This window comes from Pseudomonas sp. WP18 (genome assembly GCF_036689585.1).
GTDB lineage: Bacteria > Pseudomonadota > Gammaproteobacteria > Pseudomonadales > Pseudomonadaceae > Aquipseudomonas > Aquipseudomonas chlororaphis_E.
Genome location: NZ_CP144758.1, coordinates 4022663 through 4044276 on the forward strand (window position 1 = coordinate 4022663; position 21614 = coordinate 4044276).

20 protein-coding genes are annotated in these 21614 nt (G+C 62.5%); 10 read left to right on the plus strand and 10 right to left on the minus strand.

Annotated elements, in window-relative coordinates; translation table 11 throughout:
- Positions 1-106: 106 nt before the first annotated feature.
- Positions 107-1750, plus strand: coding sequence for a GMC family oxidoreductase N-terminal domain-containing protein (locus V5F23_RS17700; protein ID WP_338495887.1), 1644 nt, complete (start codon positions 107-109; stop codon positions 1748-1750).
- A gap of 189 nt (positions 1751-1939) precedes the next feature.
- Positions 1940-3562 carry an MFS transporter gene (locus V5F23_RS17705; RefSeq protein WP_338473657.1) on the plus strand — a complete coding sequence of 541 codons (1623 nt, stop codon included), beginning with the start codon at positions 1940-1942 and terminating at the stop codon, positions 3560-3562.
- Between the two features lie 154 nt (positions 3563-3716).
- Here V5F23_RS17705 and V5F23_RS17710 read toward each other — a convergent pair whose 3' ends face one another.
- The gene (locus tag V5F23_RS17710) at positions 3717-4124 is read right to left on the minus strand and encodes a response regulator (RefSeq protein WP_042732097.1); all 408 of its coding nucleotides are present in this window, start codon (positions 4122-4124) and stop codon (positions 3717-3719) included.
- Between the two features lie 243 nt (positions 4125-4367).
- Here V5F23_RS17710 and V5F23_RS17715 point away from each other — a divergent pair, with 243 nt between their 5' ends.
- Entirely contained in the window at positions 4368-6293 is a 1926-nt protein-coding gene (locus tag V5F23_RS17715) for a DNA topoisomerase III (protein ID WP_338473658.1), read from the plus strand.
- Positions 6294-6866: 573 nt separating this feature from the next.
- Positions 6867-7196, plus strand: coding sequence for a hypothetical protein (locus V5F23_RS17720; RefSeq protein WP_042732095.1), 330 nt, complete (start codon positions 6867-6869; stop codon positions 7194-7196).
- Between the two features lie 58 nt (positions 7197-7254).
- Here V5F23_RS17720 and glsB read toward each other — a convergent pair whose 3' ends face one another.
- Positions 7255-8163, minus strand: coding sequence for a glutaminase B (gene glsB / locus V5F23_RS17725; protein ID WP_042732094.1), 909 nt, complete (start codon positions 8161-8163; stop codon positions 7255-7257).
- A 141-nt stretch (positions 8164-8304) separates the two neighbouring features.
- Between glsB and V5F23_RS17730 the strand changes: the two genes are divergently transcribed.
- Positions 8305-8499 (plus strand): hypothetical protein, encoded by a 195-nt coding sequence (locus V5F23_RS17730; RefSeq protein ID WP_042732093.1) that lies wholly within the window; start codon positions 8305-8307, stop codon positions 8497-8499.
- Positions 8500-8508: 9 nt separating this feature from the next.
- Here the strand turns inward: V5F23_RS17730 and V5F23_RS17735 are convergent, their stop codons facing one another.
- The 6 genes from V5F23_RS17735 to V5F23_RS17760 all read right to left on the minus strand — a co-directional run bounded on the left by V5F23_RS17735 (position 8509) and on the right by V5F23_RS17760 (position 14089).
- Entirely contained in the window at positions 8509-9528 is a 1020-nt protein-coding gene (locus V5F23_RS17735; RefSeq protein WP_080964374.1) for a hypothetical protein, read from the minus strand.
- A gap of 773 nt (positions 9529-10301) precedes the next feature.
- On the minus strand, positions 10302-11231 hold the full coding sequence (locus V5F23_RS17740) for a ZIP family metal transporter (RefSeq protein WP_042731040.1): 930 nt from the start codon (positions 11229-11231) through the stop codon (positions 10302-10304).
- 109 nt (positions 11232-11340) lie between these two features.
- The gene (locus V5F23_RS17745; protein ID WP_042731041.1) at positions 11341-12222 is read right to left on the minus strand and encodes a manganese catalase family protein; all 882 of its coding nucleotides are present in this window, start codon (positions 12220-12222) and stop codon (positions 11341-11343) included.
- A gap of 253 nt (positions 12223-12475) precedes the next feature.
- A complete protein-coding gene (locus V5F23_RS17750; protein ID WP_042731042.1) occupies positions 12476-12787 on the minus strand; it encodes a general stress protein in 312 nt (103 codons plus the stop codon).
- A gap of 461 nt (positions 12788-13248) precedes the next feature.
- Positions 13249-13521 (minus strand): hypothetical protein, encoded by a 273-nt coding sequence (locus V5F23_RS17755; protein ID WP_042731043.1) that lies wholly within the window; start codon positions 13519-13521, stop codon positions 13249-13251.
- A 58-nt stretch (positions 13522-13579) separates the two neighbouring features.
- Entirely contained in the window at positions 13580-14089 is a 510-nt protein-coding gene (locus V5F23_RS17760) for a ferritin-like domain-containing protein (protein ID WP_042731044.1), read from the minus strand.
- Positions 14090-14280: 191 nt separating this feature from the next.
- On the opposite strand from V5F23_RS17760, the gene V5F23_RS17765 reads away from it, so the two are divergent.
- Complete coding sequence (locus tag V5F23_RS17765; protein WP_042731045.1) at positions 14281-15120, plus strand: NAD-dependent protein deacetylase; 840 nt, start codon at positions 14281-14283, stop codon at positions 15118-15120.
- Positions 15121-15165: 45 nt separating this feature from the next.
- Here V5F23_RS17765 and V5F23_RS17770 read toward each other — a convergent pair whose 3' ends face one another.
- Positions 15166-16113: a LysR family transcriptional regulator gene (locus V5F23_RS17770; protein WP_234407923.1), complete on the minus strand. Its 948-nt coding sequence runs from the start codon at positions 16111-16113 to the stop codon at positions 15166-15168.
- 168 nt (positions 16114-16281) lie between these two features.
- Here V5F23_RS17770 and V5F23_RS17775 point away from each other — a divergent pair, with 168 nt between their 5' ends.
- Genes V5F23_RS17775 through V5F23_RS17785 form a run of 3 tightly spaced genes read left to right on the plus strand, consistent with a single transcriptional unit; the run spans position 16282 to position 18875 of the window.
- Positions 16282-16980, plus strand: a complete 699-nt coding sequence (locus tag V5F23_RS17775) for a CoA transferase subunit A (RefSeq protein ID WP_042731046.1) — start codon at positions 16282-16284, stop codon at positions 16978-16980.
- Between the two features lie 36 nt (positions 16981-17016).
- A complete protein-coding gene (locus V5F23_RS17780) occupies positions 17017-17682 on the plus strand; it encodes a CoA transferase subunit B (RefSeq protein ID WP_003180355.1) in 666 nt (221 codons plus the stop codon).
- Between the two features lie 11 nt (positions 17683-17693).
- Positions 17694-18875: an acetyl-CoA C-acetyltransferase gene (locus V5F23_RS17785; protein ID WP_042731048.1), complete on the plus strand. Its 1182-nt coding sequence runs from the start codon at positions 17694-17696 to the stop codon at positions 18873-18875.
- Positions 18876-19211: 336 nt separating this feature from the next.
- Here V5F23_RS17785 and V5F23_RS17790 read toward each other — a convergent pair whose 3' ends face one another.
- Entirely contained in the window at positions 19212-19922 is a 711-nt protein-coding gene (locus V5F23_RS17790) for a FadR/GntR family transcriptional regulator (protein ID WP_042731049.1), read from the minus strand.
- Positions 19923-20260: 338 nt separating this feature from the next.
- On the opposite strand from V5F23_RS17790, the gene V5F23_RS17795 reads away from it, so the two are divergent.
- Positions 20261-21607, plus strand: a complete 1347-nt coding sequence (locus V5F23_RS17795) for an MFS transporter (RefSeq protein WP_042731050.1) — start codon at positions 20261-20263, stop codon at positions 21605-21607.
- Positions 21608-21614: the final 7 nt, after the last annotated feature.

Genomic DNA, 21614 nt, shown 5'->3' on the forward strand with positions numbered 1-21614 from the left:
GCACATTGCTGTTCATAAACGCACAGCCGCTGCGCAAAAACTAACATTCTTTAAACGAAAACTAACAACTAGGATGAATCCCACAACAACAATAAAGAGGTCGCGGATGCAACCTGTCGTCGATGAATACGATTACGTGATCGTGGGCGCCGGCCCTGCCGGATGCCTACTGGCGAACCGACTTTCAGCCAACCCGCAACACCGGGTGCTGTTGCTCGAAGCCGGTGGGCGCGATAACTACCCGTGGATTCACATCCCGGTCGGCTACCTGTTCTGCATCGGCAACCCGCGCACCGACTGGTGCTTCAAGACCGAAGCACAACCGGGCCTGCAAGGACGCGCCCTGAGCTACCCACGCGGCAAGGTCCTGGGCGGCTGCTCGTCCATCAACGGTATGATCTACATGCGCGGCCAGGCCGCGGACTACGACGGCTGGGCCGCCGAGGGCAATCCAGGCTGGACCTGGAACGATGTGCTGCCGCTGTTCCGGCAGAGCGAGAACCACTTCGCCGGCGCGTCGGAGCTGCATGGCGCCAGCGGCGAATGGCGGGTCGAACGCCAGCGCCTGTCATGGCCCATTCTTGATGCATTCCGCCGCGCCGCCGAACAGAGCGGCATCCCCAACGTCGACGACTTCAACGGCGGCGACAACGAAGGCTGCGGCTACTTCCAGGTCAACCAGAAGGCCGGGGTGCGCTGGAACGCGGCCAAGGCTTTCCTCAAGCCGATCCGCCAGCGCCCCAACCTCACCGTGCTGACCGAGGTCGAAGTCGATCGCGTGTTGTTGCGCGACGACCGTGCCCATGCCGTGCGCGCCCGCTGGCAAGGCAAGGGCATGACCTTCAAGGCCCGCAGGGAAATCGTGCTGTGCGCCGGGGCCGTGGGGTCGCCGGGAATCCTGCAGCGCTCGGGGATCGGCCCCCGCGCCCTGCTGCAACGCCTGGGGATCGGCGTGACCCATGAACTGCCCGGCGTCGGCGGCAACCTGCAGGACCACCTGCAACTGCGGCTGATCTATCAGTTGGAAAATGCCCGGACCCTGAACCAGATCGCCGGCACCCTGTGGGGCAAGATGGGCATGGGCCTGCGCTATCTGTACGACCGCAGCGGACCGCTGTCGATGGCGCCCAGCCAACTCGGCGCGTTCGCCCGCTCCGGGCCCGAGCAGACGTCGGCCAACCTTGAGTACCACGTGCAACCGTTATCCCTGGAGCGATTCGGCGAGCCGCTGCACAGCTTTGCCGCGTTCACCGCATCGGTCTGCGACCTGCGCCCGCAAAGCCGTGGCCGGGTCGACATTCGCTCGGCCGAGCCCCATCAGGCGCCGCTGATCCAGCCCAACTACCTGAGCCATCCGGAAGACCTGCGGGTGGCCGCCGACGCCATCCGCCTGACCCGACGCATCGTCGCGGCACCGGCCCTGGGCGCCTTCAAGCCGGTGGAATACCTGCCAGGGCCCAGCCTGCAAACCGAAGAAGAACTGCACCAGGCCGCTGCCCGTATCGGCACGACGATCTTCCACCCGGTCGGCACCTGCCGAATGGGCCAGGACCGAGACGCCGTGGTGGACGCCCAGTTGCGCGTGCACGGCATCCGCGGCCTGCGCATCGCCGACGCCTCGATCATGCCGCGCATCACCTCGGGCAACACCTGCTCGCCGACGCTGATGATCGCCGAGAAGGCGGCGCAGATAATGCTCGAGCCGCAGGCTTGGAGCGCCACCCTCCAGAAGGAAACCGCCTCAGTCTAAAGAACCACACTATCCCCTGTGGGAGAGGCGGCGTATCAGTGAGCGATGATGTCGGCTGACACACCGTTTTTCGCGAGCAAGCCCGCTCCCACAGGGGAAATGTACCGATCCAAGGAACGCAGCACGCTACAAACGCCCACCGGCGTCGACAGTGGAACAACAAAAACAATCACTGTGAGGGATATCGCTATGTCGGAACATGTTCAGCCCCTGGAAGCCACGCGCAGCGCCGGCACCAGCCGGGAAACCCAGAAGGTCATCTTCGCCTCGTCCCTGGGGACGGTGTTCGAGTGGTACGACTTTTTCCTCTATGGCGCCCTGGCGGCGGTGATCAGCAAGCAGTTCTTCGCCGGGGTCAACGACACCACGGCGTTCATCTTCGCCCTGATGGCCTTCGCCGCCGGCTTCATCGTGCGCCCCTTCGGCGCGCTGGTGTTCGGGCGGCTGGGGGACATGATCGGGCGTAAATACACGTTCCTGGCAACCATCGTGCTCATGGGCCTGGCGACCTTCTGCGTCGGCCTGCTGCCCACCTACGCCAGCATCGGCATCGCCGCGCCGATCATCCTGGTGGTGCTGCGCATGCTCCAGGGCCTGGCCCTGGGCGGCGAATATGGCGGGGCCGCGACCTATGTCGCCGAGCACGCGCCCATCGGCAAGCGCGGCTTCCACACCAGCTGGATCCAGTCCACGGCCACCCTCGGGTTGTTGCTCTCGCTGCTGGTGGTGCTGGGCTGCCGCTACTTCACGGGCGACCAGTTCGAAGTCTGGGGCTGGCGCATTCCGTTTTTGCTGTCGATCCTGCTGCTGGGCATCTCCACCTGGATTCGCCTGAGCCTGCACGAGTCGCCAGCCTTCCTGAAAATGAAAGAAGAAGGCAAATGCTGCAAGGCGCCGATCCGCGAATCGTTCGGCCAGTGGGAAAACCTCAAGGTGGTGCTGATCGCGCTGTTCAGCATCAACGCCGGGCAAGCGGTGACTTTCTACGCCGCGCAATTCTACGTGCTGTTCTTCCTCACCCAGTTCCTGAAAATGGACCCGGCCCTGGCCAACAGCCTGCTGATCGTCAGCGTGGTCATCGGCGCGCCGTTCTTCATTTTCTTTGGCTGGCTCTCGGACAAGGTCGGGCGCAAACCGGTGCTGATGATCGGTCTGCTGCTGGCGACAGCGCTGTACTTCCCGATCTTCAAGACCCTGGCCCACTACGCCAACCCGGCCATCGACCAGGCGAGTCGCCAGGCGCCGATCAGCGTGATCGCCGACCCGGCCACCTGCACCTTCCAGTTCGACCCGGTGGGCAAGGCGCGCTTCGACAGCCCCTGCGACAAGGTCAAGACCTTCCTGGTCAAGCAAGGCCTGCCCTACACCAGCGTCGCCGCGCCGGCCGGCAGCCTGGTGCAGGTCAACATCGGCGACGTGAAGATCGACGGTTACGACGAAGCCGCCCTGCGCGGCGCGGTGACCTTGGCCGGCTACCCGCAACAGGCTGACGCCCAGCAGATCAACCGGCCGATGATCGTCGCCCTGATCGTGGCGCTGATCATCATTTCAGCGATGTGCTACGGCCCACTGGCGGCGTTGATGGTGGAACTGTTCCCGACCCGGATCCGCTACACCTCCATGTCCCTGCCCTACCACATCGGCAACGGCTGGTTCGGTGGCTTCCTGCCCACTGTCTCGTTCGCGCTGGTGGTCTATACCGGGGATATCTTCTACGGGCTGTGGTACCCGGTGGTAATCACTGGCGTGAGCCTGGTGGTGGGCATGATCTGCCTGCGGGAAACGCGGAATGTGGATCTCGACAAAAACTGAGGACCTGCGCTCATCCCGTGGCGAGGGAGCTTGCTCCCGCTGGGTTGCGCAGCAGCCCAAACGGTTCAATCGATAAATGCTCACGCATTACACAAAGGGGCGCTTAGCGCCCCAACGGGGATAAATCCCCTCGCCACAGATCCATCATTGCTTGTCAATGCACCGAATGATTCTTCACTGTGCTCTCCACCAGGTCCAACATCTGCCCCAGTGCCCAGGGCTTGGCGATGAACGAGGCATGGTGCTTGATCCCCGCGCTTTCCGGCGTCTCGAAGCCCGACATGATCAGCAGCGGTATCTGCGGCCAGCGCTCCCCGGTGAGGTTGGCCAGGTCCGCACCGTCCAGTGTCCCCGGCATGGTGATGTCGGTGAGCAACAGGTCGACATAGTCGGAGTTTTCTTCGAGAAACGTCAGCGCTTCGTCAGCGCTTTCCCGGGGCTCCACGACGAACCCTTCTTCCTCAAGGATTTCACACAGGAACTCCAGGATCGTCGGGTCATCCTCAACGACGAGAATCAAACGTGTGGTCGTCTGCCCGTCGCCCTTCGGCATCGAATTCATGATCAGTGACTCTCCTAGACTTCATAGCTTTCTTTGCGGTTGCACCCGCTCTGAAGGTTATGAGCGATGCCTCTTCGAGAAATTCATTTTTGCCTGCACAGATCCCGCCGAACGTCACGCCAGAGGCCCTGGGGCAACGCAGCGCAACGTTTTATCTGTATATCCATACAGATAAAACTTGCCGCGACGCTCATCCATGACCATGCTTAGCACCCATCAGACCCGCCAGAGGAAACGGTCGCTATGCAGTTGTACCTGTGTGAGAAGCCCTCCCAAGCCAAGGACATCGCGGCCGTGCTCGGTGCCAAGCGCCGTGGCGACGGTTGCTGGTTGGGCGCGGGCGTCACGGTCACCTGGTGCATCGGCCATCTGCTCGAAACCGCTGCGCCCGATGCCTACGACGCGCGCTACAAGCGCTGGGTACTGGCCGACCTGCCGATCGTGCCCGCGCAGTGGAAAATGACCGTCAAGCCGAAAACCGCCAGCCAGTACAAGGCGGTCAAGCGCTTGCTGGGGGAAGCCCGGGAACTGGTGATTGCCACCGACGCCGACCGCGAAGGCGAAATGATCGCCCGGGAGCTGGTAGAACATTGCCGCTACCGCGGGCCGATCCGCCGCCTGTGGCTGTCGGCCCTGGACGAAGCGTCGATCCGCAAGGCCCTCGCCGCCCTGCGGCCGGGGGCCGATACCTTCAACCTGTATCACTCGGCCCTCGGTCGTTCCCGCGCCGACTGGTTGATCGGCATGAACATGAGCCGCCTGTTCACGCTGCTGGGGCGCCAGTCCGGTTATCAGGGTGTGTTGCCGGTGGGCCGCGTGCAGACACCGACGCTGCGCCTGGTGGTGGACCGCGACCGCAGCATCGCCGACTTCGTGCCGGTCGCCTATTGGGCCATCGACGTGCAGCTCAGCCACCAAGGCATCGCCTTCACCGCCCAGTGGCGCGCCGACCCGCAGGCCTGCGACGACCAGGAACGTTGCCTGAATCCGAGCCTGGCCCGGGATGCCGCCCAGGCCATGGGCGACGCCACTACCGCCCGGACCCTGAAGGTGCGCACCGAGCGTCTGCGCGAAGCGCCACCGCTGCCATTCGACCTCGGCACGTTGCAGGAAGTCTGTTCGAAGAAGCTCGGCCTGGGTGCCCAGGAAACCCTGGACATTGCCCAATCGCTTTACGAAACCTACAAACTCATCACCTACCCGCGCAGCGACTGCGGTTTCCTGCCCCTGAGCCAACACAGCGAGGCGCCGGCCATCCTGGCCGCCCTCGCCCAGGCCGACCCGAGCCTTGCGCCCTTGCGTGAACACCTGCAACCGCAGCGCAAATCCCGGGCCTGGAACGACGCCAAGGTCAGCGCCCACCACGGCATCATTCCCACCGCGGCGGCAAAAAACCTCGATAAACTCGCCAGCAAGCAGCGGGCCGTCTATACGCTGATTCGCGCACGTTACCTGGCACAGTTCCTGCCCAACCACGAATACGACCGGACCCAGGCCGACTTCGACTGTGCCGGCCAGGCCCTGCGTGCCGTGGGCAAGCAAATCATCGAGCCTGGCTGGAAGCGCGCCCTGCCCGAGGCCCTGGCGCCGGCCAAGGGCCGCGAAGCGCCCGCGCCGCAAACGCTTCCCGCACTGGTCGAAGGGCTTGACTGCGCGGTGGACGAGGTCCGGCTCAAGGACCTGTGGACCCAGCCCCCGAAGCCATTCACCGAAGGCGACCTGATCAAGGCCATGAAGAACGTCGCCAAACTGGTGGAGGATCCGCTGCTCAAGCAAAAACTCAAGGACACCACCGGCATCGGCACCGAAGCGACCCGGGCGTCGATCATCCAGGGCCTGCTTGATCGCGGTTACCTGGTGAAGAACGGCAAGGCCCTGTCCGCCACCCCGGCGGCCTTCAGCCTGATCGATGCCGTGCCTCGGGCCATCGCCGATCCAGGCACCACCGCCATCTGGGAACAGGCCCTGGACATGGTGCAAAGCGGTGAGATGAGCCTGGAAGAATTCGTCACCCGCCAGGCCGCCTGGATGAGCAAGCACGTCGCCCGCTGCCAGGGCATGAACCTGACCATCAGCGGCCCCGCCAGCCCAGCCGGCCGTGGCGCCACCCCGTGGAAGAACAAACGCAAGCCGGCCAAGCGCAAGGCCGCCAAAGCCAAGGCGACCTGACAGTACCTGTGGCGAGGGGATTCATCCCCTCGCCACAGGTAAGTCCAAAACCTGCCCTGCCCCAGTGCGCTCCTCAAGATTTTTCATACCCAAACCATTTTGTCCGACAATATGTAGTGACCAAAAATAATCACTACAAAACCGTTGACGCCTACGATTTGCCCTTGCATGATGCAGACGTCTCCCCGATCGGGAGTACAGGCAACCGTTGGAGCAAGCTCGTCTGACCGCCGAGCTGTTTTTTGGATAAGGGACTGCCCACAAGGCAGATTGAAGGTGCTGACCTGGCCTGACCGTCCGGTAACAAGGACGAGAAACGTCGGTGAAGATCCTCATGACGCACGTGGTCGACCCTGCAAGGTTGACACTGACTGAAGATTCTTCGCTGTTTCTCTTCGTTGTAGCGCATTTGCGTAGCAGCCCTTCGATAACACTACATAACCACTGCATGACCCCGTCGACGTCTGACGGACGAATGCTGACGACCTGGTTTCGGTACCAGGCAGGCACTTACCGATAGCGAAGTTTTGCGAACCACCAGACAGATCAACCAAATGGTCAAGGGGCTTACACATGAATCTGAATGATCAACCAACTATTGATGAACTGGCTCGCATGTTCGCAGCACACAAAGACACCCTGGACAGCCATATCCTGTGGATCAGCAAGACAGGCCAGGTGCACATGGACTGCCTGTCGCCCTTCACCGAGGAAGGCGAGTTCGAGAGGAACAAGCAGGAGCTGTGTGCCCGCTTGAAGATGTACCGCCGTGGCCAGGGCTACGTTGGCAAGAAGGCTGCCGCCGACAAAGACTTCATCGGTCGCGTGCTGCAGACGCTGACCCAGGCCTGGCAGTCGATGCACAACACCTCGCAGGTACAGGTCATCGATCGCCTCTGCTGATTGCGCCTGAATGAAAGGGCCCGTTCCGTCACCCGGAACGGGCCCTTTTTCGTCGACCCTAGAACACCGACCAGCCGATCCGCTGGCTGAGCAATTCCAGCGCCGCCATGCCGGCCAGGGAGTTGCCGGCGGTGTTGAGTTCAGGTGACCACACGCACACCGAAAACTGCCCCGGCACCACGGCGACGATCCCGCCTCCCACGCCGCTCTTGCCCGGCAGGCCCACGCGATAGGCAAAGTTGCCGGCCTCGTCGTAGAGCCCGCTGGTGGCCATGATCGAGTTGACCTGCTGGGTCTGCCGCGCGCTCAGGATCTGTTCGCCGCTGTGCTTGCAGAACCCGTCGTTGGCCAAAAAGCAAAAGGCCCGGGCCAGGTCGATGCAGTTCATGCGCAAGGCGCAGTGGCTGAAGTAACTGCGCAGCACCGCTTCCACGTCGTTGTGGAAGTTGCCGAAAGACTGCATCAGATAGGCCATCGCTGCGTTGCGTGCGCGGTGCTGGTATTCCGAATCGGCGACCTTGCCATCCACCATCACCAGCGGGTTGCCCGACAGGCGCCGGACGAAATCGCGCATCGACAGCGCCGGAGCGGCGAAGCGCGACTGATTGATGTCGCAGATCACCAGGGCACCGGCGTTGATGAACGGGTTGCGCGGCCGGCCCCGTTCGAACTCCAGTTGCACCAGCGAATTGAAGGGCTGGCCGGACGGCTCATGGCCGAGCCGTTCCCAGATCGCCTCGCCAGAATGCTCGATGGCCTGCACCAGGCTGAAGACCTTGGAAATACTCTGCACCGAAAACGGCGTTTCGGCGTCGCCTGCGCAGTACATCTCGCCGTCATTGCTATACACGGCAATACCCAACTGATTGGGCGCCACGGTCCCCAGGGCCGGAATGTAGTCGGCAACCTTGCCCTGACCGATCAGGGGGCGAACCGCATCGAGGATCTCGTTCAACAGTGCTTGCATAAACGCGGGGTCCAGTCATTCCCCGTTCGAGTGCGGGGATACAGACGCTAGACGCTGATCGACGGGACCGAAGCACATCGATGTGCGGGCCGCAAATCGAGCGGTCTATAGTTCAAAGGCTCAACCGAACGGAGGTGACCGATGCGCCAGATCATGCACAAAGAACCCTGGTGGGCCTCGCCGCCCCAACCGGGGCAGGATGAAAGCGAGCTGGAATGGGGATGGCTGGTGATCTACAGCGAAGGCGAGCCGCGCTTCGAATTCGTCAAGGAGCGGCCCTCGGACGAAGAGATCCGCCATCGCAAGGGGTGTCGCGTCACCCTCGACGTGCAATGAGCCGCCCGCTCATGGCGTGAGCGGCGGCAGGACCACCGCCCGGTTGGCCAGGTCCGTTTCCACCAGATTGCCTTCGATTTCCTCGTCCAGGTAGTACACCGGCGCCATCACCCCGCTGAGGGGATGCTTGAGCGACTTGAACCAGGCCTCGTCGAACGCCGCGCTCAGGCTCTTGCGGATCTGTGCTTCCATTCCCGGCCGCTCGCCTTCATGAATGATCGCGCGAATACCGGCCACGCCCACGGAAATCAGCGCCCCCGCCGCCTTCCCGGCCACGGCCGCCGCCGCGCTGGTCGCCCCTCGCGTGGCGAATTGTGCCTGGATTTTTTCACTGGTGCGTTGCGCCACCGTGGCAATGACGGCGTCCGACGGGCCCGAACCGGTGGCGGCGGCCTTGTTGACGTGATCGATCAGCGCGGCATAGGCCGGCAAGGTGTTCAGCGGTTGGGCGTGGACCATCTCGTACAACGACGCATTGCGCGCCGCCGGCGGCCCCAGGTTGATGGCGGGAATGCCATGCAGGCGTCGATTCATCAGCTCATTCGGGACTTGATTGCGCAGCGCGATCACCTGGACCTGCTGATTGAGCAGGCGCAGATAGTAGTCGGTCGCGCTGGCCCTGATCGCCTCGGGGTCGATGTCCACCGCCACTGGCGCCAGGACCCGCTCGCGATACTGCTCTTGCAGATAAAGCGCCAGGCGCCTGGCAGAGGCATCGTCCTCGCCTTGGGCACTGGCCGAGTACCAGCTGACCTTCACCGCCAGCCATTCCTGGGTCCAGTAGCTGCTGAACCAGGGGATGAACTCGGCCTCGGTGCGCTCGTACACCAGCACCCGCCAATGCTCCATCGAACCGCGGGCATAGAGGCCAGCCTGTTCGATGGCGCTTTTCGACGCGGCGATGATCTGCCGGTCAACCTGCCGCCAGGTTTCCTGGGAAATAGCCACAGTAACGGCCTGTTGTCCGCGCTGCGGCGTGGCGCACCCCGCCAGAACGAGCAAAACGGCCACCATCAGCGAACGCCACACAGTCGCGCCACCCCGGTTTCAGGTCACCCCACGAGATGAGTATAGGCCTCGCAGCCCAAGGCCATCTCTGCCAGCCTTCGAATCTGCGGGCACCGCCAACACCCTGTGGGAGCGGGCTTGCTCGCGAAAGCGGTCTGCCTGTACCGGTGATATAGAAAGTGCCGACGCCTTCGCGGGCAAGCCCGCTCCCACACGGGATCGTGAACACCCACAGCATCCAGCCACCCCACCTAACCTGTGGGAGCGAGCTTGCTCGCGAAAGCGGTCTGCCTGTACCGGTGATGTAGAAAGTGCCGACGCCTTCGCGAGCAAGCCCGCTCCCACACGGGATCGTGAACACCCACAGCATCCAGCCATCCCACCTAAGCTGTGGGAGCGAGCTTGCTCGCGAAAGCGGTCTGCCTGTAAAGGTGATGCTGGAAGTGCCGACGCCTTCGCGGGCAAGCCCGCTCCCACACGGGATCGTGAACACCCACAGTATCCAGCCACCCCACCTAACCTGTGGGAGCGGGCTTGCTCGCGAAAGCGGTCTGCCTATAACGGTGATGTAGAAAGTGCCGACGCCTTCGCGAGCAAGCTCGCTCCCACACGGGATCGTGAACATCCACAGCATCCAGCCGTCCCACCTAACCTGTGGGAGCGAGCTTGCTCGCGAAAGCGGTCTGCCTGTACCGGTGATGTAGAAAGTGCCGACGCCTTCGCGAGCAAGCCCGCTCCCACACGGGATCGTGAACATCCACAGCATCCAGCCATCCCCACCGTTCGGCAGGCCGTCAACCCAGCGCCGTATCGAGGAACATCATCACCGCAAACCCCATCATCAACCCGAGGGTGGCCGGGGTTTCGTGACCGTTGCGGTGGGTCTCGGGAATCACTTCATGGGACACCACGAAAATCATCGCCCCCGCTGCCAGCCCGAGGCTGATGGGATACGCGACTGCCACGCCGGACGACATGCCCAGGCCAATCACCGAGCCCAACGGCTCCATCAGCCCCGACCCGACCGCAATCAGCGCAGCCCGCAGGGTGCTGATACCGGTGACCCGCAAGGCCATGGCAATGGCCAGGCCTTCGGGGATGTCCTGGAGGGCGATGGCGGTAGTCAGCGGCAGGCCGACCTTGAAATCACCGTCGGCGAAACTGACGCCGATGGCCATGCCCTCGGGCAAGTTGTGCAGCGTGATCGCGAGCACGAACAACCAGACGCGATTGATGCGCTCGGCCTGAGGGCCGCGTCGGCCGCTCAATTCGTGTTCGTGGGGCACGAAGCGGTCCAGGCCGATCATCAGCGCCACCCCCAGCCCGAGGCCGACCACCACGACAAACGCCGCCAGCAATCGATTGCCACAGATGACCTGGGCGGCTTCGATCCCCGGCAGGATCAACGAGAAAGAACTGGCGGCGAGCATCATGCCCGCGGCGAAACCCAGCATGATGTCCTGGGTGCGCGACGAGATGTCCCGCAGCACCACGGCCATCACCGCGCCCAGGGCGGTGGCGGCAAAGCCGGACGTTCCGCCCAATACCGCGTAGCCCAGGTTGTGTCGGTCAGCACCGACCAATGCGTTGTAGCCGCTGTAGAGCAACAGCGCGGTGATCACGGCCAGCCCTAGCCAGAAGCTTACCCCCAGCACCAGATTGTTTTGCACCGGGTCCAGCCAAGTGCGCCAGGGGGAGCGGATCCGGGAGGTGGGCTGGTCCATCGAATGTCCTTACTGGCTCTGGCCAGGCAATGCCTGATCGCTTCTCCAAACGGTGGGAGCGATCAGGCGTGATGTCCAGGCGAGGGAGCCCTGCCCCCTCGCCAAGTTTTTACAGTTTGTCACCTTGCATCCCCGAACCCAAGTCTGCACCAGTGGTGGGATCGCTTTCAGGGTTGGACATCGTCCGCGCCTTCATATCCATCAGCAAGGCTTCGTCTTTTTTACTCAGCTGTACGCTGGCCAGGCCATCGCCGCCATCCACGGCCGGCGTGGGGTCTTCGACGAACTCCCAGTCGTCGCCCTGGTTCCATGGGCCGCGTACAGCCGGCTCGCCCTGGGACATGTTGAAGTACACGTTGGTGAACTCCGGCATGCCCGGCAATTTACCCTGAGGGAAATTGGGCTGGATGGAATGCAAGGCTTTTTCAAAAGACATCTGGTGAGCGATTTCCCGAGTCATCAGGAAACCCAGCGCCTCTTTTACGCCTGGATCGTCGGTGACGTTCATCAGCCGTTCATAGACGATTTTCGCCCGGGCCTCGGCGGCGATGTTGGAGCGCATGTCCGCGGTCGGCTCGCCAATGGTGTCGATGTAGGCTGCGGTCCAGGGCACACCCGCCGAGTTGGTCAGGGGTGAACCGGCACCATACAAAAGGCTGGTGATATGGGAGTCGTTGCCGGCACCGTTGATATCCCGGTACAACTGCCCTTCCTTTTCCACGCCTTCGGCCATCTGGCCTTTGGCGCCCTTGTTCAGCATCACGATGATCGAACCGATGATCTCCAGGTGGCTGAGCTCTTCGGTGGCGATGTCCATGAGCAGATCCTTGCGGCCCGGATCATCTTCGGACAACGCCTGGGTGAAATACCGCGAGGCGGCCGCCAGTTCACCCTGGGCACCGCCGAATTGTTCGAGCAACAGGTTGGCAAGTCCTGGATTGGGTTCAGCCACACGTACGGTGTATTGCAGCCGCTTATTATGTAGAAACATGATTGAAACTCCTCGATCAAGGCACACAAACGCGAGAGCACTGCCAGAAAAGCAATGCCCTCAAGTTTCTGAAAAAGTTAAATGAATAAAATTTGTTTTTTATCCGACAAACAAGACGAATGGCCCATCACCCCTGCTGAGAGGCGGCAGGTGATTAAATCAATGAAACATCCGACTGAATGCCACGCTGAAGCACTGGACATGAACGGCCCAGCCCCCGTACCTCGGCACAGGGCCGGCGAAACCATGGAAGTTACGAGGTGCGTCCACCACCGCGGCTGTTTTCACCGCCTTTGCGACCGGCCTCGGAGGCTTTCTCCCGGTCATTGGCAAAGTTGCCACCGGAGGCTTGCCCGCCCTTGCGGCCCGCCTCGGCTGCACGTTTGGGGTCATTGGCGAAGTTGCCGCCAGAGGCCCGTCCGCCCTTGCGCCCGGCCTCAGACGCACGGCCCGGATCATTGGCGAAATTGCCGCCGGAGGCCTGTCCACCTTTCTTCCCGGCTTCCGATGCCTTCTCACGATCGTTAGCGAAATTGCCAGGGTTTTTATTTCCTGTGTTAGCCATTTCATTCACCTCGTTAGTTGATGTAACGAACCTTCGATGGCTCGTCTTATTCGGAAAATCCGACGCCTCGAAGGTTTGAACAAAAACCGCCAGCGGCGACGAACGGTCAATTGACCGTTTGTTTTAATTACGCAGCGTCATTCATATAACAACGAACTATCAAACAAGCGGCGGATGATAAATAACTTCAACGCCGCCTGCGCAGCGGTACACCCGCTATTGATCGTCCACAAAAAACAGTGCGTGTCTTTCCACGCTGTCCGCCAAAGGCCGGATGACGCCGGCACCCCACTGCACCGGTCTCGTCACCCTGGCCTCGCGCCGTTCCAGGAAGCCAAAACTCGCGGGCTGCCGGCGTTATCCTGCACCACCGCACTGACCGGCTTGCGGCGTCCGGATACCCTGTCGCCGATATCCGGATTTAGAGATAGTCACGGTGAAACAATGGAACGGCGGTGCCCTCAGGAAGACCCCACCAACAACTGGACCTCCAGGTTCGCTGCCGCCACACCGTGGTTGGCGACGTACACGTCGGCGGTCCAGCCCTTGGTCAGGTTGTGATAGGCCTGGGTGCCCAAGGCCGTGCCGCTGTCCCATTCCAGGATGTCGCCAATGTCGATATCACTGGCAGAACGCAGTTCGAGCACGGTGTGACCGTCCTCCTGCGCCACGTACACACCGACCATTGCGCTCTGTCGATTGATGGCCCGTACTTCACCTGTGGTCTGCTTCATACGTTTGCCCTTCTCGGCAGCTTCAACAGCGACCGACACCGGCCGGTCGCTGCTTACCTCAGCGCTTGGCTTCGGTGTGGGGATTGTCCGAACGTTCCAGAAACGCCTGCGTGATCTGTGGCAAATGGTCACGCAGCCACTCGGCCATGGCGATTTCCTGCGGCAGGATCTGCTCGCAAGCTCGCTGCGTTTCCACATCGCCGGCCACTTTCGCGGCCTCGATCAGCACGGTATAGGAAGCGATTTCGAGGTTCTCAAAGACGTAACCGCTCATGGCGCCCTTGACCACTTCGTCGCTCATGGTCATGCCGCCCACCGCCTGGCCGAAGGCCATGAGCTTGCCAGCCAGATCCTTGAGCGTCGATGTGCTGCCGCCCAGGCGCTCGATGCATTGCTCCACCAGCTTCTGCTGACCCAGGGTTTCTTGCAGATGCTCCTCGATTCGCGCCTTCAGCACCGGATAATGTTCGAGACGTTCGGCCTGGGCCTTGAGCATCTTTTCCGCCTGCTGCTCCATGGCATGGGCGTCCTTGAGCCAATCCAACAGGTTCTCTTTTGGCGTTGCCATTTCTTTCTCCTTTAGCCGTGGTCGACACTGCCGCGCAGCGCGACGGTTCTGAAGTACCGCACATAAAAATGGATAGCGCGGCGTCGGGGAAAGTTTGAAAAGACCGCGAGACAGGGCGACGAAAGGCGCCGCAAGCGCTCCCGCGCGTTGGAATGCTAACCTCAACCGCTCCAGGCCAACGGAGACCTCCCATGCCCGACGACCTTCACCTCGAACCGCTCGATCGATTGCTGGCGCACATGAGCGGACGCCGTTTCCTGGTGCTCACCGGTGCGGGCATCAGCACGCCGTCCGGCATCCCCGACTACCGCGACAGCGAAGGTGTGCGACGGGGGCGACAGCCGATGATGTACCAGGAGTTCCTCGCCCAGGCCGACGCCCGTCGGCGCTATTGGGCGCGGGCGATGCTCGGCTGGCCACGGGTGCGCCAGGCCAGGCCGAACGCAGCCCACGAGGCCCTGGCCCAATTGCAGGCTCAACAGCGCATCACCGGGCTGATCACGCAGAATGTCGACACGCTGCATGACCAGGCCGGTAGCCACGACGTCATCGAACTCCACGGCAGCCTGCACCGGGTGTTGTGCCTGGATTGCAACCAACGCAGCGAGCGACAGCAGATCCAGCAATTGATGGAAGCGCAAAACCCCTACCTGGCCGGCGTCGATGCGGTCCAGGCGCCCGATGGCGACACGCTGCTGGACCCGGCCTTCGAGGCGCGCTTCCAGGTGCCCTATTGCCCCCATTGCAACGGCAACCGGTTGAAACCCGACGTCGTGTTCTTTGGCGAGAACGTCGCCCCGCAAACCGCCGCACGCGCCAGTCAGGCCGTGGAGGCCGCGGACGGCCTGCTGGTGGTGGGCTCGTCACTGATGGCCTACTCGGCGTTTCGTCTGTGCCGCAGCATCAAGGATCAGGGCAAGCCCCTGCTGGCGATCAACCGGGGCAAGACCCGCGCCGACGAATTGCTCGATCTGAAACTAGAGGAGCCGTGCGAGGCGCTGTTGCCGTTGCTGGCCCGCACGCTCACCTGATCACCCAAACCCTGTGGGAGCGAGCTTGCTCGCGAAGGCGGACTGTCAGCCGACATCGATGTTGAATGCGCCAGCGTCTTCGCGAGCAAGCCCGCTCCCACAGGGCTGAGTGGCCAACTCCTGGTCCTTGAAGGTATCGAACAGCGCCTGGGCCGCCGCCGACAGTTCATGCCCAGGCTTGGTCAGCACACCGATGGCCCGCTCCACCACCGGATCGCTCAAGATGATGCAACGGGCACCCAGCTCGTGCATCTGGCCGACACACAGCGCCGGCACCGCGCTCACCCCCAGGCCACTGGCGACCATCCGTCCGACCGTCGCCAGTTGATGGCTCTCGAACTCCACCGGCAGCTTCATGCCCCGCGCCTGCAAGTGCTCTTCCAGCATCACACGGACGGTGGACGGCCGTTGCAGGGTGATGAACGGCTGTTCGAGCAAGGTCTTCCAATCGACGTCACGGCGCTGGGCGAGCGCTGAATCCTGCGGCACCACCGCGACGAAACGATCGAGGTACAACGGCGTGAACGCCAGCGACGAACCTTGCAGCGGCTCGAACGCCACGCCCAGTTCGACATGCCGATCGCGGACCATTTCCAGCACCTGCTCGTTGATCACGTCGTTGACCGTGACATTGACATTCGGATAGCGGGCGCGGAAGGTCTTGAGGATCGGTGGCAACAGGTTGCCGGCGAACGAGGGCATCGCCGCCAGTGTTACCCGGCCCCGCTGCAAGGTGAAGCGCTGGCGCATTTCATCCTCGGCGTTGTCCCAGTCCGCCACCAGCCGGCGCGCCAGTGGTAACAGGGATTCACCTTCGGGCGTCAGCGCGACGTTACGAGTATTGCGGCTGAACAGGCGCCCGCCCAGGCCTTCTTCCAAGGCCTTGATGGTCAGGCTCAAGGCCGACTGGGACAGGTGCAAACGCTCGCCCGCCACGGCAAAGCTCAGGCTCTGGGCCACGGCGAGGAAGGCGCGGATCTGCTTGAGGGTCATGGGGATCGCTTCGCTCCAGCGGCAAGCCGTAAGTTTCGAGCCGCAAGTGGACGGCGGCGACTATTGAGATTTATCAATTAATCCAACCTAAAAATCAACTTAACAAATATATGACTTGGCGCAACACTGCACTTCATTGCGACCCCATCAAGAATAAAAGAGGTGTCTATGGCAGGTTTCGACAAACGCGTGAGCTCCTATGAGCAAGCCCTGGAAGGCCTGAAGGACGGCATGACCGTCATCGCCGGCGGCTTCGGCCTCTGCGGCATCCCGGAAAACCTGATCGCCGAGATCAAACGCAAGGGCATCCGCGACCTCACCGTCGTCTCCAACAACTGCGGCGTCGATGGTTTCGGCCTGGGCGTGCTGTTGGAAGACCGGCAGATCCGCAAGGTGATCGCCTCCTACGTGGGCGAAAACGCCCTTTTCGAGCAGCAACTGCTCAGTGGCGAAATCGAAGTCCAGCTCACCCCCCAAGGTACCCTCGCGGAAAAAATGCGCGCCGGCGGCGCAGGCATCCCGGCCTTCTTCACCGCCACCGGCGTCGGCACGCCAGTGGCCGAAGGCAAGGAAGTACGCGAATTCCATGGCCGCCAATACCTGATGGAAGAGTCCATCACGGGCGACTTCGCCATCGTCAAGGGCTGGAAAGCCGACCATTTCGGTAACGTGGTCTACCGCCACACGGCGCAGAACTTCAACCCGCTGGCGGCCACGGCCGGCAAGATCACCGTGGTGGAAGTCGAGGAAATCGTCGAGCCCGGCGAGCTGGACCCGACGCAGATCCATACCCCCGGCATCTACGTCGACCGGATCATTTGCGGCACGTTCGAAAAGCGCATCGAACAGCGCACCGTACGCAAATAATCCCTAGCCCTGCGGCCCGAATGAAGGAATAACAACATGGCACTTTCCCGCGAACAAATGGCTCAACGCGTCGCCCGCGAAATGCAGGACGGCTACTACGTGAACCTGGGCATCGGCATTCCCACCCTGGTCGCCAACTACATCCCCGAAGGCATGGAAGTCATGCTGCAATCGGAAAACGGCTTGCTCGGCATGGGCGCGTTTCCCACCGAAGCCGAAGTCGACGCCGACATGATCAACGCCGGCAAGCAGACCGTCACCGCGCGCATCGGCGCCTCGATCTTCTCTTCGGCCGAATCGTTTGCGATGATCCGCGGCGGCCACATCGACCTGACCGTGCTCGGTGCGTTCGAGGTGGACGTCGAAGGCAACATTGCCTCGTGGATGATCCCCGGCAAGCTGGTCAAGGGCATGGGCGGTGCGATGGACCTGGTGGCCGGTGCCGAGAACATCATCGTGACCATGACCCATGCGTCCAAGGACGGCGAGTCTAAACTGCTGCCCCGTTGCAGCCTGCCGCTGACCGGTGCCGGCTGCATCAAGCGCGTGCTGACCGACCTGGCCTACCTGGAAATCCAGGACGGCGCCTTCATCCTGAAAGAACGCGCCCCGGGCGTCAGCGTCGAGGAAATCGTCGCCAAGACCGCCGGCAAACTGATCGTGCCGGACCACGTCCCTGAAATGCAGTTCGCTGCCCAGTGAGGAGAGATTCGATGCAAGAAGTCGTGATTGTCGCCGCTACCCGTACCGCCATCGGCAGCTTCCAGGGTTCCCTGGCCTCCATTCCTGCGCCGGAACTCGGCGCCGCGGTGATCCGGCGCCTGCTGGAGCAGACCGGCCTGTCCGGCGAGCAGGTGGACGAAGTCATCCTCGGCCAGGTGCTGACCGCAGGCTCCGGACAAAACCCGGCCCGCCAGGCGTCGATCCTCGCCGGCCTGCCCCACGCGGTGCCGGCGCTGACCCTGAATAAAGTCTGCGGCTCGGGGCTCAAGGCCCTGCACCTCGGTGCCCAGGCGATACGCTGTGGCGACGCCGAGGTGATCATCGCCGGCGGCATGGAGAACATGAGCCTGGCGCCCTACGTGCTCCCGGCCGCCCGCACCGGCCTGCGCATGGGCCACGCGAAAATGATCGACAGCATGATCACCGATGGCTTGTGGGATGCCTTCAACGACTACCACATGGGCATCACCGCCGAAAACCTGGTGGACAAATACGGCATCAGTCGCCAGGAGCAGGACGCCTTTGCCGCCGCGTCCCAACAGAAAGCCGTCGCGGCCATCGAGGCCGGTCGGTTTGCCGATGAGATCACGCCGATCCTGATTCCCCAGCGCAAAGGCGACCCGGTGGCCTTCGCCACCGATGAACAACCGCGTGCCGGCACGACCGCCGAATCCCTGGGCAAGCTCAAGCCGGCTTTCAAGAAGGACGGCAGCGTCACCGCCGGCAACGCCTCGTCGCTCAATGACGGCGCCGCCGCAGTCGTGTTGATGAGCGCTGAAAAAGCCAAGGCGCTGGGACTGCCGGTGCTGGCGAAAATCAGTGCCTATGCCAATGCGGGCGTCGACCCGGCCATCATGGGCATCGGCCCGGTCTCGGCCACCCGCCGCTGCCTGGACAAGGCCGGCTGGTCGCTGGAGCAACTGGACCTGATCGAAGCCAATGAGGCCTTCGCCGCCCAGTCGCTGGCCGTGACCCGGGAACTGGAATGGGACCTGGCCAAGGTCAACGTCAACGGCGGCGCCATTGCCCTGGGCCACCCTATCGGTGCATCCGGGTGCCGGGTGCTGGTGTCGCTGCTGCATGAAATGATCAAGCGCGACGCCAAGAAAGGCCTCGCGACCCTGTGCATCGGCGGCGGCCAGGGCGTTGCCCTGGCGCTTGAGCGAGCCTAGTCACACCCGATTCAACGGTGGCTGCGCGGACCCACGAATATCCGCGCCGCGACCGGCAACACCACCGGCACAACCTCGGTTGCGCCGGTTTTTTTTTGCCCGTGTGTTTAGCGGGATACTTGCCGGCCCCATCGCGAGCAAGCTCGCTCCCACAAGGGAATCTGTGGCGGACACACCTCTCCAGTCCACAAAACAACACTGTGAGAGCGGGCTTGCCCGCGAAGGCGGTAGGTCAGTTTGTTCCGGTGCTGGATGGACCATCGCTTTCGCGAGCAAGCCCGCTCCCACAAGGGGATCTGGGGTGGGCACACCTCTCCAGTCTCCCGCAAGGGGATCTCAGGACCTGGCGCCAAACCGGTCGCGGCTGTTGGTCAGGTGCAACCACATGGCTGCGCGGGCGGCGTCCGGGTCTTGGCGCTTGATGGCGTTGAAGATCGCCTCGTGCTCCAGGTTCGCCAATTGCGCCAGCTTGCCCAGGTCCGCCTGGCCTCGCTCGATCACGTTCACCCGGGTCCTGGGGATCATCGCACTGCCCAGGTGCTGCATGATCTCGACAAAACAGGCGTTGTCCGTGGCTTCGGCAATCAGCAGGTGAAAGCGCCGGTCGGCTTCGACGCAGCTGTCGTTGTTGCTGGACAACCGCTGGTAGTCATCCAGCGCCTGGCGCATCTGCTGCAGGTGGTCTTCGCTGCGCCGCTGGGCGGCCAAGGCGGCGGCCTGGGTTTCCAGGCCCAGGCGCAACTCAAGGATGCCACGCACCCCCGCCGCCGTGTCGACGTTGAGCCGCAACCCTGGCTCGCCGGTGGGCTCGAGCACAAACGTCCCGATGCCGTGACGGGTCTCCACCAGCCCCGAGGCCTGCAACTTGGAGATCGCCTCGCGCACCACCGTGCGGCTGACGCCATGCTCACGCACGATCGCCCCTTCGGACGGCAACTTCTCTCCTGGCTTCAACTGCCCCAGCAGAATGCTCTGGCTCAGCTTCGCGACCAGGTCGTGGGCCAGGTTATGGGTACGCTTGCGCAGGGGCGCTTCGGTGTCTTGCATCGCCGGGGTTCCTCGAAGACAGGCTGAATGATCCTACCACCAGTGGTAAGGGGAGTAATCGGCAATGCAATGCCCAACTTGTATGACAACATACTGAAAACCTACGAAATACTGTAAACCTCGCCTTTAAAATTCGCTGCTCTTGCCGCTCCCCCACTCGCCTCCGCCAATGTAACCATCCAAAAAAACCTAACAAATACGGCATAAGAACCCATCCCACCCGAGCCAATCATCATCAAAAAGCGCTTGTCAGCGAAAAAAATCGAGTTGTATGATGTCTAGCAACATCGGCACCTGCACGATGCCCCGCATAAAAATAACGAGTGGGAGAAAAACCAGTGAACACATCCATCCCCCAGGCCAACGCCGGTGCGGATCCCGTGCTGCTTTCGGCCATCGCCAAGGTCAAGCGCCACATCCTGCCGCTGTTCGTCATCATGTTTATCGTCAATTACATCGACCGGGTGAACATCGGTTTCGTGCGCGCCCACATGGAGCACGACCTAGGCATCGGCGCCGCGGCCTACGGCTTTGGTGCCGGCCTGTTCTTCATCGGCTATGCACTGTTCGAAGTACCTTCCAACATCCTGCTGCAACGCATCGGCGCCCGCATCTGGCTGACCCGCATCATGCTCACCTGGGGCCTGGTGGCCGCCGGCATGGCGTTCATCCAGAACGAAACCCACTTCTACATCCTGCGTTTTCTGCTCGGCGTGGCCGAAGCCGGCTTTTTCCCGGGGGTGATCTACTACTTCACCCGCTGGCTGCCAGGCGCCGAACGCGGCAAGGCCATCGCCATCTTCCTCAGCGGCTCGGCCATTGCGTCGTTGATCTCCGGCCCACTGTCGGGGCTGCTGCTGCAAATCAACGGCCTGGGCATGCACGGCTGGCAGTGGATGTACTTCATCGAAGGGATGTTCTCGGTCGGCCTGTGCGCCTTCGTCTGGTTCTGGCTCGACTCCAAGCCCCACGACGCCAAATGGCTCAAGCGCGAAGAGCAGGACGCACTGGTAAACGCCATCGACGATGAGCAACGGGCCCGCGAGGCCGCCACGCCGATCAAACTGTCCATCGGCCAACTGCTCAAGGACCGCCAGATCCTCCTGTTCTGCCTGATCTACTTCTTCATCCAACTGACGATCTACGCCGCCACCTTCTGGCTGCCGAGCATCATCAAGAAGATGGGTGACCTGAGCGACATCCAGGTCGGCCTGTTCAACTCGATCCCGTGGCTGTTGTCGATCGTCGGCATGTACGCCTTCGCCTCGCTGTCGTCGAAGTGGAAATTCCAGCAGGCCTGGGTGGCCGCCGCCCTGTTGATCGCCGCGGCCGGGATGTTCATGTCCACTACCGGTGGGCCGGTGTTCGCGTTCGTCGCCATCTGCTTTGCGGCCCTGGGCTTCAAGTCGGCCTCCTCGCTGTTCTGGCCGATTCCCCAGGCTTACCTCGACGCCCGGATCGCCGCTGGCGTGATCGCCCTGATCAACTCCGTGGGCAACCTCGGCGGCTTCGTCGCCCCCACCACGTTCGGTCTGCTGGAACAGCACACCGGCTCGATCCAGGGCGGCCTCTATGGCCTGGCGACCACCTCGATCATCGCCGCGATCATCGTCTTCGCCGCCCGCAATACGCCCAAGGCCAAGTCGGCAACGACGCCTACCCACTCAGCCGCCAGCCACGTCTGACCATTCG